The following is a 15,761-nucleotide window of genomic DNA, read 5'->3' as shown; positions in this document are numbered from 1 at the left end:
CCTCTGGCCAGCGTCAAATGCTCAGTCCTGGGCGACCTTCACAACCAGTTTGCCGAAGTTGCGCCCCTCCAGCAGACCGATAAACGCCTCGGGCGCCTGCTCCAGGCCTTCCACCACGTCCTCGCGGAATTTCACCTTGCCGTCACGCACCCACGGCACCATGTGGCTGATGAATTCCGGCTGACGGTCGCCATAGTCGTCGAACACGATGAAGCCCTGAATCCGCACACGCTTGGTCAGCAACGTACGTTGCAACGTCGGCAGACGATCCGGGCCTTGCGGCGCTTCAGAGGCGTTGTAACCGGCGATCAGCCCGCACAGCGGAATCCGCGCCTTGGGGTTGAGCAGCGGCAGCACGGCCTCGAACACATGCCCACCGACGTTCTCGTAATAGATATCGATGCCGTTCGGGCACGCCTTGGCCAGTTGCTCGGCAAAGTCCGGCGCCTTGTGATCAATGCAAGCATCAAAGCCGAGCTCGTCTACGACGTACTTGCACTTCTCGGCACCACCGGCCACGCCCACGGCGCGCAAGCCTTTGATCTTCGCCACCTGACCGACCACCGAACCGACCGCCCCGGACGCGGCAGCGACCACCAGGGTTTCGCCCTCTTTCGGTTGACCGATGTCCATCAGGCCCATGTACGCGGTCATCCCCGGCATGCCTAACACGCCAAGGGCCATCGATGGGCTCGGCAGGCCGGACGGGATCGGGATGATGTTACGGCCGTCGCTGATGCTGTGGCTCTGCCAGCCTGTTGCGCCAACCACCAGATCACCCTTGTGGAATTTCGGATGACGGGAATCTTCGACAAGGCTGACAGCGCCACCGGTCATCACCTCACCGATTTCTACCGGCGCGGCGTAGGACGGCGCATCACTCATGCGCCCGCGCATGTACGGGTCGAGGGACAGGTACTGGGTTTTCAGCAGCACCTGACCGTCTTCGAGGTCCGGCAACGCTTCGCGCTCCAGACGGAAGTTTTCCGGGGTTGGCGCGCCCACTGGGCGGGAGGCCAGGACGATGCGTTGGTTGAGGGTCAGAGGGTCGGACATGTCAGCGTCTCCTGTGAAGGGTGAATTCGGGGGTATAGGAAGCAGACCTTGGGTCGCGGTGCCGGGTTCGATGTTTCTCACTGCACGAAATTCATGTAGGAGCTGCGGCACGCTGCGATCTTTTGATCTTGCTTGTAAAAAACAGAATCAAAAGATCGCAGCCTCGTTTCACTCGACAGCTCCTACAGGTGGTTGTAGCTGATCAGGCAGAAACAAAAATGCCAGGCGCGATGCCTGGCATTTTGTGTCGCTCATCTGCCGCGCAATGGCGAATCAGAATGGCAGTTTCATACCCGCTGGCAGGTTCATGCCGGCGGTCATGCTGCCCATTTTTTCCTGGCTGTTGGCTTCGATCTTGCGCACGGCGTCGTTGACGGCGGCAGCGACCACGGCTTCCAGCATTTCTTTGTCGTCTTCGCTCAGGCCTTCAACCAGGCTTGGGTCGATGCTGACGCTTTTCACGTCGTGACGACCGGTCATCACCACGGTGACCATATCGCCACCGGCCTTGCCGGTGACTTCGGCGTTGGCCAGTTCTTCCTGCATCTTGGCCATTTTTTCCTGCATCTGCTGCGCCTGCTTCATCAGGCCGGCCATGCCACCTTTCATCATGGGAATCACCTCAAAAGTACTTGGATCAAAACAGCGCCCGGCGCTTAACACCGAACGCCCTCAGTTATTAGCCTTGGGTGACCAAGGCATCGACAGGTTCAATAGTATCGTGTCGCACGACCGCACCGAACTGCTGGACCATCTGCTGGATGAACGGATCACCGTGGATCGATTCCTCCGCCTCGCGCTGACGGTTGGCCCGGCGGCGGGACGCAGCCTGGGCCGGGGTCTCCTGTTCGGGCTTGATCAGCTCGATGGTCAGGGTCAGCGTGCGACCGTGGAACTGGTTCAACGCATCGTTCAGGCGCCGCTGCTGCGTGGCGTTGAACAGCGCACTGTGCGCCGGGTCCAGGTGCATCAGCCAATGGTCGCCATCGACCGCGATCAATGTGCAGTTGGCGGCGATGCTGCCGGTCATGCCGGAAATCGGCAGTTGCGGGAACAGCTCCAGCCACTGCAGTGCCAGACCGGTGGCCGGCGCGGCGGCAGGCTCCGGTTCGGGTTCCGGGGCGGGCTCGGCGGTGTGTTCGCTGGCCAGGTCGTCGAGGTAGCTGTAGGCCGAATCCAGGTCCGGCTCGATGTAGTCTTCGTCCAGCGGCGGCTCGTCGTCCAGGTCCATGCCCGGTGTGGCGGCATCGACGTCGGCCACCGACGGCTCGGGAATCGGCGCAGCGGCCCATTCCGGCGCGTCCGGCACCACGCTGTCCGGGGTCGGCAGCGGCATCGGCGGCAACTCGGGCTGCTCGCCTTCGGTTTCCAGCACCGGCTCGACGGCTGGCTGCTGCGCAGGTTCGGGCTCGGGTTCGACCGGATCGTTCCACGGCAGGTCGACAACCTCTTCGGCGACGATCGGCTCGGGTTCTGGCTGGGGCACTGGTGCCGGTGCCGGCTCGGCGACCACGGCAGGCGCGGGCTCCGCAGCCGGGGCCGGAGCAGCAACCGGTGCAGGCGCAGGCGTCGGCGCAACCGCCGCAGCAACTACCGGCGCAGGTTTCGGCGCGGCAGCCACTGAGTGTGCGGAATCAACTGTGGCCTGGCTGATCCCCACTGGCTTTAGCGGTTGCCTCGGGGCGTCCGCGGTGTCCGCCGGCCGGAAGGCCAGCATCCGCAGCAGGACCATCTCGAAGCCGCCCCGGGGGTCCGGCGCCAGCGGCAAATCGCGCCGACCGATCAGGCCCATCTGGTAATAGAACTGCACGTCTTCGGCCGGCAGCGCCTGAGCCAGCGCCAAAACGCGATCCCGGTCGCCATGACCGTTGTCGACACCTTCCGGCAACGCCTGGGCGATGGCCACGCGGTGCAGCACGTTGAGAATTTCCGAGAGCACACCGTTCCAGTCCGGGCCTTGCTCGGCCAGGTGGCGCACGGCCTCGAGCAACGCCTTGGCATCGCCTTCGATCAACGAATGCAGGACGTCATAGACCTGGCCATGATCCAGCGTACCGAGCATCGCCCGCACGTCGGCGGCCAGCACCTTGCCTTCACCGAAGGCGATGGCCTGGTCGGTCAGGCTCATGGCGTCCCGCATCGAGCCGTCAGCGGCGCGACCGAGCAACCACAGCGCGTCGTCTTCGAACGGCACGTTTTCGGCCGTCAGAACGTGGGTCAAGTGCTCGACCACACGCTCGGGCGTCATGTTCTTCAGGGAGAACTGCAGGCAGCGCGACAAAATCGTTGCCGGAAGTTTCTGCGGGTCGGTGGTCGCCAGGATGAACTTGACGTATGGCGGCGGCTCTTCGAGGGTTTTCAGCAGCGCATTGAAGGAATGGCTGGAGAGCATGTGCACTTCGTCGATCAGATAGACCTTGAAGCGCCCACGGCTCGGGGCGTACTGCACGTTGTCGAGCAGTTCGCGGGTGTCTTCGACCTTGGTCCGGCTCGCGGCGTCGATCTCGATCAGGTCGACGAAGCGGCCCTCGTCGATCTCGCGACATACCGAACACTCGCCACACGGGCTGGAAGTGATACCTGTCTCACAGTTCAGGCATTTGGCAATGATCCGCGCAATGGTGGTCTTACCGACCCCGCGGGTACCGGTGAACAGGTACGCGTGGTGCAGCCGCTGGCTGTCCAAGGCATTGATCAGAGCCTTGAGCACATGGGTCTGGCCGACCATTTCGCGGAACGAGCGCGGACGCCATTTACGTGCAAGAACCTGATAACTCATCGAAAACCGTCGCAACGAAGGAAGCTGAAGCGGCTAATGCTAGCGGAGCAAGGGCAAAATTGCATCCGGTGTGCTCGTCTAATCTAGCTAAGCTGCATGACCAGAGGCTTTTATCGGCCCGGGATCGAGAATTACCGGAGCGTTTATGCGGTGGGCCGTGGGAGCGTTACTGGGAATCAGCCTGAACGTAGCGGCCGCCGAGCCGCCGCTGCGCTTCGTCGTGGCCGACAGCTGGGCGATGCCGATGGTGCAACTGGAGCGCGGCCGCCCGACTCAGGGCATCCTTCACGACATGATGCTCAGCCTGGCGACCCAGGTCCGCGTGCCGGCCGAATTTCACGTGCTGCCGCGCGCCCGGGTGCAGAACGCCATGGAGCGCGGCGAAGTCGATGTGCGCTGCTATGCCGCGCAATCGTGGCTGCCGAATCAGTCCGGGGATTACATCTGGAGCATTCCGTTGTGGTCCCAGCGCGATTTGTTGATCAGTCGCGAGGCTCAGCCGCCCCACGTCGACCCCGCCCGCCTGCCCCGCCAATCGGTCGGCACCGTGCTCGGTTACACCTACCCGACCCTGCAACCGCTGTTCGACGCCGATCACCTGCAACGCGACGACGCGCGCAATCAGGAGCAAGTGCTGGAAAAACTGCTGGCCGGGCGCTACCGCTACGCGGTGAGCAATCAATGGACCCTGGACTGGTTTAACCAGCGCCTGCTGCCCGGGCAGCAACTGCACGCTGTGACCGTGTTGCAGGAGCAGCATGTCGGCTGCTATGTGAGGAATGCCCCGCAAGTGCCGGTGCAGCGGATCTTGCGCACGATGCTGCGGATGAAAATGTCGGGGGAGATTGATGAGATTATCCGGTTGTATACCGGCAGTGCCGAAGACAACCCATAACCCTTTAGGAGTGAGCCTGCTCGCGAAGGGCTGGTTCAGTCAACGTTGATGTCGACTGATATGACGCTATCGCGAGCAGGCTCACTCCTACAAGGGGAGGGTTGCCGGGTATTCAGTAGCCGTGCGACTCGCGGAATTTCTGGTAGTCGTGAAACTCGATCCACTCCACCACATCGTACGGCAGATAAAGCTGCTGCCGGGCGCGGGAAATGGCGATGTACACGGCGCAGATCCGCTCGTCGAACGCATAGGCATCCTTGAACTTGACGTTGGTCAGCAACTCGGGCGTCAGCAGCACCCGGTCGAACTCCATGCCGCCCGCCTCCTGCGCCTGCATCAGCATGCAACTCTTGCCGGGAGCGCCGATCATCCGGTTCAGCCGGGTCAGGTCCGCGACCTTGAAGCCTTTTTGCAGCTCGGCCTCGACCCACAGAAACGCCTCGTCGAACTGATTGGCAGCGCGCACCTGCTGCCAGTCAGGCAAGTCGCTGAAATACCGGTGCGGCCCCTTCTCGCTGTGCTCGGCGCTGTAATAATCGATCTTGAACAGCTCAATGGCGGTGGTCATGAAATGTTCGAGGTCGCGCTGCGCTTTCATGTCGGGAAAGCTGAACAGGCAATTGGCGTCGTGCAATTGCATGGCCCACATCATCGTGTCCCACGGCGATGCGGTCAGCACCACGCAACCTTCGGGCGGCACAAAGCCTTGTGGATAAAACTCGATCCCGACGTCCGCCTCACGCGCACCTTCGAACGGCACCTTGGTCTTTTCCGAGTGCCGGGAAATCAGCGGATTGACCAGGCGCTCGACGTTACGCCCCGAGCGCACCGAATAGGTGATATCGCTCTGGCGCACCTCGCGCTTTCTTTTCACCAGATCGCGGCTGGCGTGCTGGTACTCATCGCCCAAGGTGATCAGCACCTGACGACCGCGCTCGATGATCTGCAGCAGCGAGGCCGGAATGTCCTGGCTCTCGTCGATCAGCACATGGGTGTAACGAGGCGGCACCACGCAGCCGGCCAGGCTCGCCCGCTTGATCAACAACAAGGCCTCGAAGCCGCTCTGTCGGCCCCACGCCGGGTTGGCCTCGAGATAACTCCAGACGCGACTGGAATACTCCAGCAGCACCTTGGACTCGAGGCTGGACAATGACAGCTGGAAATACGGCAGATGCTGGGCGCTCAGGCTGTAATCCCGGGACTGACAATAGCGCTCGAGGGTTTCCAGGCAGACGTTGAAGGTCCGTTGCGCATCATGGCCGCGAAAACCGAGGATATTCAGCGCCTGCGCCACGCTCTGCTTGCTCGCCAGCCGGGCGGCAGTCCCTGTCGTCTGCGGCCTGCGGCCGTGGATCAGCCCGCGCGCGAACGCTTCGAAAGTGATGCCGGGCTTGCGATCACCGGTGATGCCCATGCGCTGACTCAGCGTTGCCAGTTTTTCCGGCGTGCGCGCCAGCAGCAGGGTTTTCCTGGGTTCCAGGCACTCGGTCAGGGCTCCCAGCAGATGGCTCTTGCCGATCCCGGCGTAGCCTTGCACGTGCAGGTCTTCGTCCAGATTGGCGCGGAAGGTCCTGACCAGTTTGTCTTGTGCCGGGCTCAGCCAGCGCTCGCGCTGGATGGGGCTGATCATCTGTTGGCTGAACGGATTATTCACGGCGTGGTGGCGCGTCTTGAATTCGTCATCCCATTTGCCATCGGGCAGCAGGTAATCCTGCGCCGCGACTTCTTCGGCCAACAGTAATCGCAGGTTCAGCCGCCGCAGAGCATTCAGCCCGAAATACAACTGGCGCGGATCGAACAGTCGCTGCGCCTCGGACAACAGCCCTGTGCGGCCATCGACCGCCCACGCGATCAACCTGGCCAGGACCTTCTCCACCGCGGTGGCGGTGAGATCCTTTTCGGCGGCCTGGGCCAGATTCTGGATGACCAGCACTGCCGCCAGTTGCGCATCCGTCAGCTCGCCGAGGGTTGTCGCGCCCTCGGGCTGCAACAGGCTCGCGCAGGTTTCATCCGTTACGGGCAAGTAAACGGCGGTGGATAAATCGTGATGTTCCGGGTGCATACAACCTCGTAGCCAGGGCGCGAACTTGTCAACGACGCGCGCAGCAAGACGGTGGAGTATGCCACTGTTGCGCGACGATGGCCGAACAGGCATTGGGGATGCAGCCTTCGCGAGCAAGCTCGCTCCCGCAGGGGCTGGGGTGAAAGCTCAAATCGCAGGCATAAAAAAACCGCAGTGGGCGAAACCCATGCAGTTCTGTTGAAGCGCTCGATGTTCGTTAAGGTGGTAACCCCACCAGCCACACCCCGGCACACAATGTTCCCGCTGTGGCTGCTTCCTTCCGGATCTGACCAGGTTCACGGGTAATCGTTGCGGGGGGACCGATGGGGTCACCATAACGACACTCACCTGTCGGCGAGCCGCGCCATTGTACCTATCTGAAGCGAAGTTACAACCGTTGGTTTCAGATTAAAAACATGAATGGCTTCAAGGACATAAAGATCGCAGCCTGCGGCAGCTGCTACAGGCTCAAGACTTCGTCCGCTCGACCGCCCGCCTGCTGGATCACCAGATGGATGAAGTGCAGCTTGGCAATTGCCGCCGCCGGCAGCACGAACGGGTAGAAATCCGGCTGGCCCATGCTGCGTGACAATTCGTTGAGCATGCCCGCCAGTTCGATCCACGCGTTGACGAACGACAGGAATGCCGCGCCGCCGGGGTGCTGCGGGTCATACAGGGTGCTGGGGGGAAACGGCTGGTAGTCGAAATCCATTTCCCGCGCACTCATGCCAAAGCCCAGTGCGGTGTCCACCGCGTCCATCATGTGCAGGTAATGCGCCCAGGTTTCGGCCCAGTCTTCCCATGGATGCATGGTCGCGTAGGCGCTGACGTAGTGTTGCGGCCAGTCCAGCGGTGCGCCCTGCTGGTAATGGCGATCAAGCGCTTCGGCGTAACTGGCACGCTCGTCGCCGAACAGGTTGCGGAAGGCTTCGAGCCACGGGCCGTTGGCGATCAGGCGATCCCAGTAATAATGCCCGACCTCATGCCGGAAATGCCCGAGCAGTGTGCGATAGGGTTCGTGCATCTGCGCCCTTACCTGCTCGCGGTGGGCGTCGTCGGCTTCTTTGATGTCGAGGGTGATCAGGCCGTTGGCGTGGCCGGTCATCGGCGCATTGCCTTCGAGGTCGACACCGATGAAATCGAAGGCCAGCCCAGTGTCTTCATCCACGGTTTTCGGGATGACCGGCAGGCCGAGGGTGATCAATTGAGCGATAAGACGCCGTTTGGCGATTTCGACCTTGCGCCAGCGTTCGGGGTTTTCCGCTACCGACAGGTCAGGAATGGTGCGATTGAGACTGCAGGCGACGCACAACGCATCATCGACATTGGCGGGAAGCAGCCAGTTGCAGGCGGCGGCGGTGTCGAGGTTGGCACAGCGGCGAAACAGTCCTGCACCGGGATCGGCATCCAGCGTCCAAGTGCCCTCCTCTGACCCGGGAGACAAGGACGTGATGCGACTTTCTTCCGGCTGGTAGCCGAGTGCAGCGTTGCAGGCCAGGCACTGGCTGTTGCGAAAGAACAACGATTGGCCGCAGCGGCACGGCCAGATTTTACTGTTGCGCGAAGACTCGCCCATGAACGGCGCGACGATGCGAGAACTGAGCTGCTCGAAAAAGCGGTACATGGCGATCTCTCCCTGGGGCTTGCCAAGACTAGATCATTCTTAAGACAACAATGTTCCCGAACAAAGTGCTGCTGCTTAGTGACACTGCTGATGTGGCGAGGGAGCTTGCTCCCGCTGGGTTGCGAAGCAGCCCCAAAACCATGCGACCTCATTTATCCTGAAATACCGAGGATGGCGATTTTGCGACGACTTCGTCGCCGAGCGGGAGCAAGCTCCCTCACCACAAATGCAGACTGCCGACCAAAAAGGTCTCAGGCAGAAATACCGTGGGTCTTGAGGAAAGCAATAAACGCTTCTTCGTCCATCACTTTCACCCCCAGCTCATTGGCTTTGGTGAGTTTCGAGCCAGCACCCGGGCCTGCGACCACACAATGGGTTTTCGCCGAGACCGAGCCGGCGACTTTGGCGCCAAGGCTTTCCAAATGTTCCTTGGCGACATCACGGCTCATCAGCTCAACCTTGCCGGTCAGCACCCAGGTCTCGCCGGACAGCGGCAGGCCTTCGACGACTTTCTTTTCGCTCAGCCAATGCATGCCGAAATCACGCAGTTGTTTCTCGGCGGATTCAGCGATCTGCCGGTGCTCTGGCGAAGCAAAGAACTCACGCACTGAATTGGCCTGCTTCTCCGGCAGCGCCTGACGCATGTCCAGCCAGTCGGCATTCATCACCGCTTCCAGCGAGCCGAATTTGTCCGCCAGTTTCTGCGCCCCACCCGGGCCGACCGAGGGAATGTGCAGCTTGTCGAGCAGACCACCAAGGGTGGTGCTGGCGGCGAACTCGGCACCCAGCTCGCCCTGATCCTGAATTTGCAGACCATGGCCCAGCAGCGCGGTGATCACCTGCTGGTTGTGCGCGTCTTCAAAGAAGCTGTGAATCTCGTGCGCCACTTCCAGGCCGATGTCCGGCAGGTAGGTCAGCACTTGCGGCAACGCCTGCTGCACGCGCTCCAGCGAACCCAGCGAGCGCGCCAGGACCTTGGCCGTCTCCTCGCCAACATCGGGAATGCCCAGCGCATAAATGAACCGCGCCAGCCCCGGCTGTTTGCTGTCTTCAATCGCTGCCAGCAGCTTGTTGCTGGACACTTCGGCGAAGCCTTCCAGATCGACGATGTCGTCGAACTTCAGCGCATACAGATCCGCCGGCGAACTGACCAGACCTTCATCGACCAGTTGCTCGACACTCTTGTCGCCGAGGCCTTCGATGTCCATCGCCCGGCGCGACACGAAGTGAATGATCGCTTGCTTCAGTTGCGCACCACAGGCCAGACGACCGACGCAGCGATACACCGCACCTTCGCTGATGGTTTCCTTGCCCTTGCTGCGCTTGACCAGTTGCGTGCGCTCGACGTGCGAGCCGCAGACCGGGCAGTTCTCTGGAATATGCACAGGGCGTGCGTCGTCAGGACGACGTTCGGTGACCACTTGCACCACCTGCGGAATCACGTCACCGGCGCGGCGGATGATCACGGTGTCACCGATCATCAGGCCCAGGCGCGCGACTTCATCCATGTTGTGCAGGGTGGCGTTGGCCACAGTGACGCCAGCGACTTTGACCGGCTTCAAGCGCGCCACTGGTGTGACGGCACCGGTACGACCGACCTGGAATTCCACGTCGAGCAGCTCGGTGAGTTCTTCCATGGCCGGGAATTTGTGCGCGATGGCCCAGCGCGGTTCGCGGGCGCGGAAGCCCAGCTCGCGCTGATCGGCGATGCTGTTGACCTTGAACACCACGCCGTCGATTTCGTAGGCCAGCGAGTTACGCCGCTCGCCGATGTCGCGGTAGTAATCCAGGCACTCGCCAATGCCTTTGGCCAGTTTCAGCTCATGGCTGATCGGCATGCCCCACTTCTGCAACTGCTTGAGGTTGCCGATGTGGGTGTCGGAAATATCGTGAGAAACCTGGCCGATGCCGTAGCAGCAGAATTCCAGCGGGCGATTGGCGGTGATCTTCGAATCCAGCTGACGCAGGCTGCCCGCCGCGGCGTTGCGCGGGTTAGCGAAGGTCTTGCCGCCGACTTCCAGTTGCGAGGCATTGAGGCGTTCGAAACCGGCCTTGGACATGAACACTTCACCGCGCACTTCCAGGGTCGCTGGCCATCCGGTGCCGTGCAGCTTCAGCGGAATGTTGCGCACGGTGCGCACGTTGACGCTGATGTCTTCGCCGGTGGTGCCGTCGCCACGGGTGGCTCCGCGCACCAGCACGCCGTCCTGATACAACAGACTGACCGCCAGGCCATCGAGCTTCGGCTCGCAGCTGTATTCCACCGCTGCGCCGCCGCCGAACAGATCACCGGCCGGCAGATCCAGCCCTTCGGTCACCCGGCGGTCGAACTCGCGCATGTCGGTTTCTTCGAAGGCATTGCCGAGGCTGAGCATCGGCACTTCGTGACGCACCTGAGTGAACGCGGTCAGCGCTACGCTGCCGACACGCTGGGTCGGTGAGTCGCTGGTGATCAGTTCCGGGTTGGCCGCTTCCAGTGCCTTGAGCTCGTGGAACAACCGGTCGTACTCGGCGTCCGGAATGCTCGGCTCGTCGAGGACGTGATAACGGTAGTTGTGCTGATCGAGTTCAGCGCGCAGCTCTAGAATGCGGTTTTTGGCGGCGGTCATGGGTGTTCTCTCATAAAGCAAAAGAGCAGCCGAGGCTGCTCAATCTTCTAAATCACGATAGCTCAAGGCTATGGACATTGTGGCGAGGGAACTTGCTCCCTCGCCACAACTGCGCTCTGGCCTTTAGCGCTTCTGGGTCAGGGCGCGGCGTTCGAATTCGACGATGCGCTGACGGTAGTGCTCGATGGTCTGCGCGGTCAGCACGCTGCGCTGGTCGTCTTTCAGCTCGCCGTTCAGTTCCTGGGACAGCTTGCGCGCTGCCGCCACCATCACGTCGAAGGCCTGCTTCGGATGACGCGGGCCTGGCAGGCCGAGGAAGAAGCTCACCGCCGGGGTGCTGAAATGGTCGATGTCGTCCAGATCGAAAATGCCCGGCTTGACCGCGTTGGCCATGGAGAACAGCACTTCACCGTTGCCGGCCATGCTTTCGTGGCGGTGGAAAATATCCATCTCGCCAAAACGCAGACCGCTTTCCAGAATGTTCTGCAGCAGTGCCGGGCCTTTGAAGCCGGCGGCGTCGCGGCAGATCACGCTGATCACCAGAACTTCTTCGGCTTGCGGCTGATCCTTGTCGGCCACAGCCGGCGAAGGCTTGCTGTCTTCAACGAAATCGTCGTCTCGGCTGCTGAAGCTCGGGCCGCTGTCCAGATCCAGGTCGAGGTTCAGGTCGCCCTGCGCCGGACCAGTGTTCCCACGCTTGCCACGTTTCGAGCCGGATTCGCGAGGCTCGCGTGCTTCGCGGGCCGGCATGCTCACCGACGGCAGATCGTGTTCGTCCAGTTGCGGCTCTTTATGTGTGTCCAGCACACGGGCCGGGCCCAACAGCTCAGCGCTGGTGTCCTCGTCCGGCAGGTTGGACAGACTTCGGTCAAGGCGGAATTTCAGTTTTCCCTTGCCGCCGCGCATACGGCGCCAGCCATCGAAAAGAATACCGGCTATCACAATGATGCCGATGACGATCAGCCACTCGCGCAGACCGATTTCCATGTAATCCCGTGCCTCTATAAAAAATGCTGAAAAATAAGGGGTTTACATTGTGCAAACCGCTTTAAAACGTGGCGCCAACTCTATGTTCTGACAGGCGTTTTGCCCACGTATACGAAAAATTGACATTAAACTAGCACGACCAAAGACAACTTTACACCGTCTGTCACATTAGCTCGCGCGAATATGTCGATTGGCCAGCAAGTCGAAGTCGGTAAAAAAGTCCTACAGACCATTAATACCCTTCCGACACCACGCAGGCTCAGGCGTCCACCATCGCCATCGCCTCCTCGACATCCACTGCAACCAGTCGCGAACAACCCGGCTCGTGCATCGTCACACCCATCAGTTGATCGGCCATTTCCATGGCGATCTTGTTGTGGGTGATATAGATGAACTGCACGGTCTGCGACATCTCTTTAACCAATCGTGCGTAGCGTCCAACGTTAGCGTCATCCAGTGGCGCGTCAACTTCATCGAGCATGCAGAACGGCGCCGGATTCAATTTGAAGATCGCAAACACCAGTGCCAGCGCGGTCAGGGCTTTTTCGCCGCCAGAGAGCAAATGGATGGTGCTGTTCTTCTTTCCTGGCGGCCGCGCCATGATCGTCACCCCTGTATCGAGTAGATCTTCGCCCGTCAGTTCCAAATAGGCGCTGCCTCCACCGAAAACTTTCGGGAAAAGTGCCTGTAATCCGCCATTGATCTGATCAAAGGTATCTTTGAAGCGGTTACGGGTTTCCTTGTCGATCTTGCGAATGACGTTTTCCAGGGTCTCCAAGGCTTCGACCAGATCGGCGTCCTGCGCATCCAGATAACGTTTACGCTCGGATTGTTGCGTGTACTCATCGATGGCCGCGAGGTTGATCGCGCCCAGGCGTTGAATCCGCGCATTGATGCGTTCGAGTTCTTCTTCGGCGGCGCGTTCACTGGCCTCGGGGGTCAGGGTCGCGAGCACGCCATTGAGATCGTAGCCGTCTTCGAGCAGTTGATCCTGCAACGCCTTGCGCCGCACGGTCAGCGCTTGCCATTCCATGCGCTGCTGTTCGAGCTGGCCACGGATCAGTTGCGATTGCTGCTCGGCCTGGGTCCGGCGTTTTTCCGCCTCGCGCAATTCGCGGTCAGCGTCTTCCAGCGCGATTTGCGCGGTCTTCAGTTCTTCGTCGACCGTCATGCGTTTGTCGAGCAGCTCTTCGAGTTTCAGGCGCAGCTCTTCCAGCGGCGCCTCGCCCTCCTCCAGATTAAGACTCAACTGTTCGCGTTTTTCGGTGAGGCGCTCGGCCTGCATTTCCAGACGTTCCAGCGCCTGACGCGTGGAGTCATGCTGCGCGCGCAACGAGCCAAGACGCACGGCCAGTTGATGAGCGTGATCCTTGTGCTGACGGGCTTCCTGACGCACGCGGTCGAGGCGTTCGCGCAGGCTGTCGCGCTGCGCCAGCAGCAACTCGCGCTGCTCGGTGTCCAGCGCCATGGCGTCGAGCGCTTCCTGCAATTGCATGCGCGCTTCGCCGACCTGTTCGTGCTCGAGCTCGCGTTGTTCGCCGAGTTCGACCAGCTCTTCGTCAAGACGCGTGCGGCGCAGCGTCAGTTGTTCAGCCTTGGCTTTGCCGGCGGACAACTGGGCTTTCAATTCGCCTTGCGCACGCGCTTCGTCTTGCAGCAAGCGACGCAAATGCTCACGGCCGTTTTCCTGCTGACGCTGTTGCGCACGCAAGGTCTGCAAACGGGTTTCCATGGCTTCGACGGTGGCTTCGCGCTCTTCGCGTTCAGCCTGCAGCGTCTCGATTTCCTGGCCCCGGGCGAGCATGCCGCTCTCGGCTTCACTGGCGCGACGCACTCGCAGAAAGTGCCGACCGACCCAGTAACCATCGCGGCTGATCAGGCTCTGCCCGGCGCTCAACTGGCCGCGCAGGGACAGCGCCTGCTCCAGGCTGTCGACCGGCTTGACCTGGCCGAGCCACGGCGACAGATCGATCTGCGCCTCGACTTTATCCAGCAGACTGCCCGCCACCCGCACGCCATCGCCGGCGGGGCTGAGCAGGCGCAGATCACCTTGAGTGAATCCGGACAGATCGAAGCCGCTGAAATCGTCGACCAGCACCGCTTGCAGATCGGCGCCGAGCACGGTTTCCACCGCCAGCTCCCAACCCGCCTCGACCTTCAGGCCTTCGGCCAGTCGCGGACGTTCGGCGAGGTTGTGTTCTTTCAGCCATTCAGCGGTGCCGGTGCCCGGATCGAGCGCGGCTTGCTGCAAGGCTTCCAGCGACGCCAGACGACCGTTGAGCCGCTGCAAATCGCCCTGCGCCTGTTGTTGCGCGGTCAGCGCCTGCTGCAATTCCTGACGCAGTTGCTCGAGCTTTTCGACCTGCGCTTCTTCGCTGGTCTGCAAATCTTCAAGGGTCGCTTCGGACTCGGCGAGCTGCTCGTTGAGCGCCATGATCGCGGCGTCTTCCGGGTCGGCGGAGAGCAAATCACGCTCTTCGGCGAGACGCTTTTGCCGATCGGCCAGACGCTCCATGCTGGTTTCCAGTTGCTGGATGCGCGACTGCTGCACTTCGGCCTGACGCCGTGGTTCGGCGGCGGTCAGGTTGAAGGCGTCCCACTGCTCCTGCCAGCCGTGCATGACGCTTTCGGAATCTTCCAGCGCAGCGGCAGCTTCTTCGGCGGCGGCGCTGGTGACTTCCTGCTCGGGGGTGAGCATATCCAGCTCTTCGCCAAGGGTCAGCAGCAGCGTGCGGTCGTGGCCCAGGTGCGATTCGGTTTCCAGGCGCGCGCGTTCGGCTTCTTTCAGGTCATCCTGCAACTGACGCAAGCGTTGCTGGCCGTGCTGGATGCTCTGCTCGACCCGGGCGATGTCGCCGCCGACCGAATAGAAGCGCCCTTGCACCAGATTGAAGCGTTCCGACAGTTCATGGTGCCCGTCACGCAGGCGCTCGATGGCCGCGTCGGCATTGCGCTGCTCGGCGACCAGCGCCTCGAAACTGACTTCCTGGTTGCCGATGATCGACTCGCGCTGGCCGACCTGATCGTTCAGATCCTGCCAACGCAGGGCCGACAGTTGCGCCTTGAGCTGACGCTCTTCGGCTTTGTATTCCTGATACTTCTTCGCGGATTCGGCTTGCCGGTGCAGGCGCTCGAGCTGGCGTTCGAGCTCTTCACGCAAGTCGGTCAGACGCGCGAGGTTTTCGTGGGTCCGGCGAATGCGGTTTTCGGTCTCGCGCCGACGCTCCTTGTACTTGGAGATGCCCGCCGCTTCTTCGATGAAGTTGCGCAGGTCTTCGGGCTTGGCTTCGATCAGCTTGGAGATCATCCCCTGCTCGATGATCGAGTAGCTGCGCGGGCCGAGGCCGGTGCCGAGGAAGATATCGGTGATGTCGCGACGGCGGCATTTGGCGCCGTTGAGGAAATAGCTGTTCTGGCTGTCGCGGGTGACTTTGCGCCGAATGGAAATTTCGGCATACGCCGCGTATTCGCCGACCAGGGTGCCGTCGGAGTTGTCGAACACCAGCTCGATGCTCGCCTGGCTCACCGGTTTGCGGCTGGTCGAGCCGTTGAAGATGACGTCGGTCATCGACTCGCCACGGAGGTTCTTCGCCGAACTTTCGCCCATCACCCAGCGTACGGCGTCGATGATGTTCGACTTGCCGCAACCGTTCGGCCCGACGACCGCCGCCATGTTACTGGGGAAGTTCACCGTGGTCGGATCGACGAAGGATTTGAACCCCGCCAGTTTGATGCACTTTAGCCGCACG

The 15,761-nt window shown here is 61.4% G+C and carries 9 protein-coding genes and 1 other RNA gene; 1 reads left to right on the top strand and 9 read right to left on the bottom strand.

Going from position 1 to position 15,761, the window contains the following annotated elements:
* Positions 1 to 21: 21 nt before the first annotated feature.
* The 3 genes from HBN98_RS13495 to dnaX form a co-directional block, all read right to left on the bottom strand.
* Entirely contained in the window at positions 22 to 1,056 is a 1,035-nt protein-coding gene (locus HBN98_RS13495) for an NADP-dependent oxidoreductase (protein WP_083366468.1), read from the bottom strand.
* A gap of 273 nt (positions 1,057 to 1,329) precedes the next feature.
* Positions 1,330 to 1,668, bottom strand: coding sequence for a YbaB/EbfC family nucleoid-associated protein (locus HBN98_RS13490; RefSeq protein WP_003223337.1), 339 nt, complete (start codon positions 1,666 to 1,668; stop codon positions 1,330 to 1,332).
* A 67-nt stretch (positions 1,669 to 1,735) separates the two neighbouring features.
* Positions 1,736 to 3,835 carry a DNA polymerase III subunit gamma/tau gene (gene dnaX / locus HBN98_RS13485; RefSeq protein WP_083366469.1) on the bottom strand — a complete coding sequence of 700 codons (2,100 nt, stop codon included), beginning with the start codon at positions 3,833 to 3,835 and terminating at the stop codon, positions 1,736 to 1,738.
* A gap of 145 nt (positions 3,836 to 3,980) precedes the next feature.
* Here dnaX and HBN98_RS13480 point away from each other — a divergent pair, with 145 nt between their 5' ends.
* Complete coding sequence (locus HBN98_RS13480) at positions 3,981 to 4,730, top strand: substrate-binding periplasmic protein (protein ID WP_083366470.1); 750 nt, start codon at positions 3,981 to 3,983, stop codon at positions 4,728 to 4,730.
* A gap of 112 nt (positions 4,731 to 4,842) precedes the next feature.
* On the opposite strand, the gene HBN98_RS13475 is transcribed toward HBN98_RS13480, so the two are convergent.
* The 6 genes from HBN98_RS13475 to smc form a co-directional block, all read right to left on the bottom strand.
* On the bottom strand, positions 4,843 to 6,792 hold the full coding sequence (locus tag HBN98_RS13475; protein WP_083366471.1) for a hypothetical protein: 1,950 nt from the start codon (positions 6,790 to 6,792) through the stop codon (positions 4,843 to 4,845).
* A 229-nt stretch (positions 6,793 to 7,021) separates the two neighbouring features.
* An RNA gene (gene ffs / locus HBN98_RS13470) (signal recognition particle sRNA small type) lies at positions 7,022 to 7,118 on the bottom strand.
* 134 nt (positions 7,119 to 7,252) lie between these two features.
* Entirely contained in the window at positions 7,253 to 8,416 is a 1,164-nt protein-coding gene (locus HBN98_RS13465; RefSeq protein ID WP_083366472.1) for a zinc-binding metallopeptidase family protein, read from the bottom strand.
* A gap of 251 nt (positions 8,417 to 8,667) precedes the next feature.
* Positions 8,668 to 11,025 carry an NAD-dependent DNA ligase LigA gene (gene ligA / locus HBN98_RS13460; RefSeq protein WP_083366473.1) on the bottom strand — a complete coding sequence of 786 codons (2,358 nt, stop codon included), beginning with the start codon at positions 11,023 to 11,025 and terminating at the stop codon, positions 8,668 to 8,670.
* Positions 11,026 to 11,148: 123 nt separating this feature from the next.
* Entirely contained in the window at positions 11,149 to 12,012 is an 864-nt protein-coding gene (gene zipA, locus HBN98_RS13455; RefSeq protein ID WP_064586778.1) for a cell division protein ZipA, read from the bottom strand.
* A gap of 259 nt (positions 12,013 to 12,271) precedes the next feature.
* Positions 12,272 to 15,760 carry a chromosome segregation protein SMC gene (gene smc, locus HBN98_RS13450; protein ID WP_083366474.1) on the bottom strand — a complete coding sequence of 1,163 codons (3,489 nt, stop codon included), beginning with the start codon at positions 15,758 to 15,760 and terminating at the stop codon, positions 12,272 to 12,274.
* Position 15,761 lies beyond the last annotated feature (1 nt).

The sequence above is a fragment of the Pseudomonas koreensis genome, from assembly GCF_012986595.1.
GTDB classification, from domain to species: Bacteria; Pseudomonadota; Gammaproteobacteria; order Pseudomonadales; family Pseudomonadaceae; genus Aquipseudomonas; species Aquipseudomonas koreensis.
This window is presented reverse-complemented; position numbering and strand designations above follow the sequence as displayed.

What these genes read in the sequence shown, in the direction of transcription:
- HBN98_RS13465 (WP_083366472.1), bottom strand. Translation starts at nt 8,416, where the DNA reads ATGTACCGCTTTTTCGAGCAGCTCAGTTCTCGCATCGTCGCGCCGTTC.
- ligA (WP_083366473.1), bottom strand. Translation starts at nt 11,025, where the DNA reads ATGACCGCCGCCAAAAACCGCATTCTAGAGCTGCGCGCTGAACTCGAT.
- HBN98_RS13480 (WP_083366470.1), top strand. Translation starts at nt 3,981, where the DNA reads ATGCGGTGGGCCGTGGGAGCGTTACTGGGAATCAGCCTGAACGTAGCG.
- HBN98_RS13495 (WP_083366468.1), bottom strand. Translation starts at nt 1,056, where the DNA reads ATGTCCGACCCTCTGACCCTCAACCAACGCATCGTCCTGGCCTCCCGC.
- dnaX (WP_083366469.1), bottom strand. Translation starts at nt 3,835, where the DNA reads ATGAGTTATCAGGTTCTTGCACGTAAATGGCGTCCGCGCTCGTTCCGC.
- zipA (WP_064586778.1), bottom strand. Translation starts at nt 12,012, where the DNA reads ATGGAAATCGGTCTGCGCGAGTGGCTGATCGTCATCGGCATCATTGTG.
- HBN98_RS13475 (WP_083366471.1), bottom strand. Translation starts at nt 6,792, where the DNA reads ATGCACCCGGAACATCACGATTTATCCACCGCCGTTTACTTGCCCGTA.
- HBN98_RS13490 (WP_003223337.1), bottom strand. Translation starts at nt 1,668, where the DNA reads ATGATGAAAGGTGGCATGGCCGGCCTGATGAAGCAGGCGCAGCAGATG.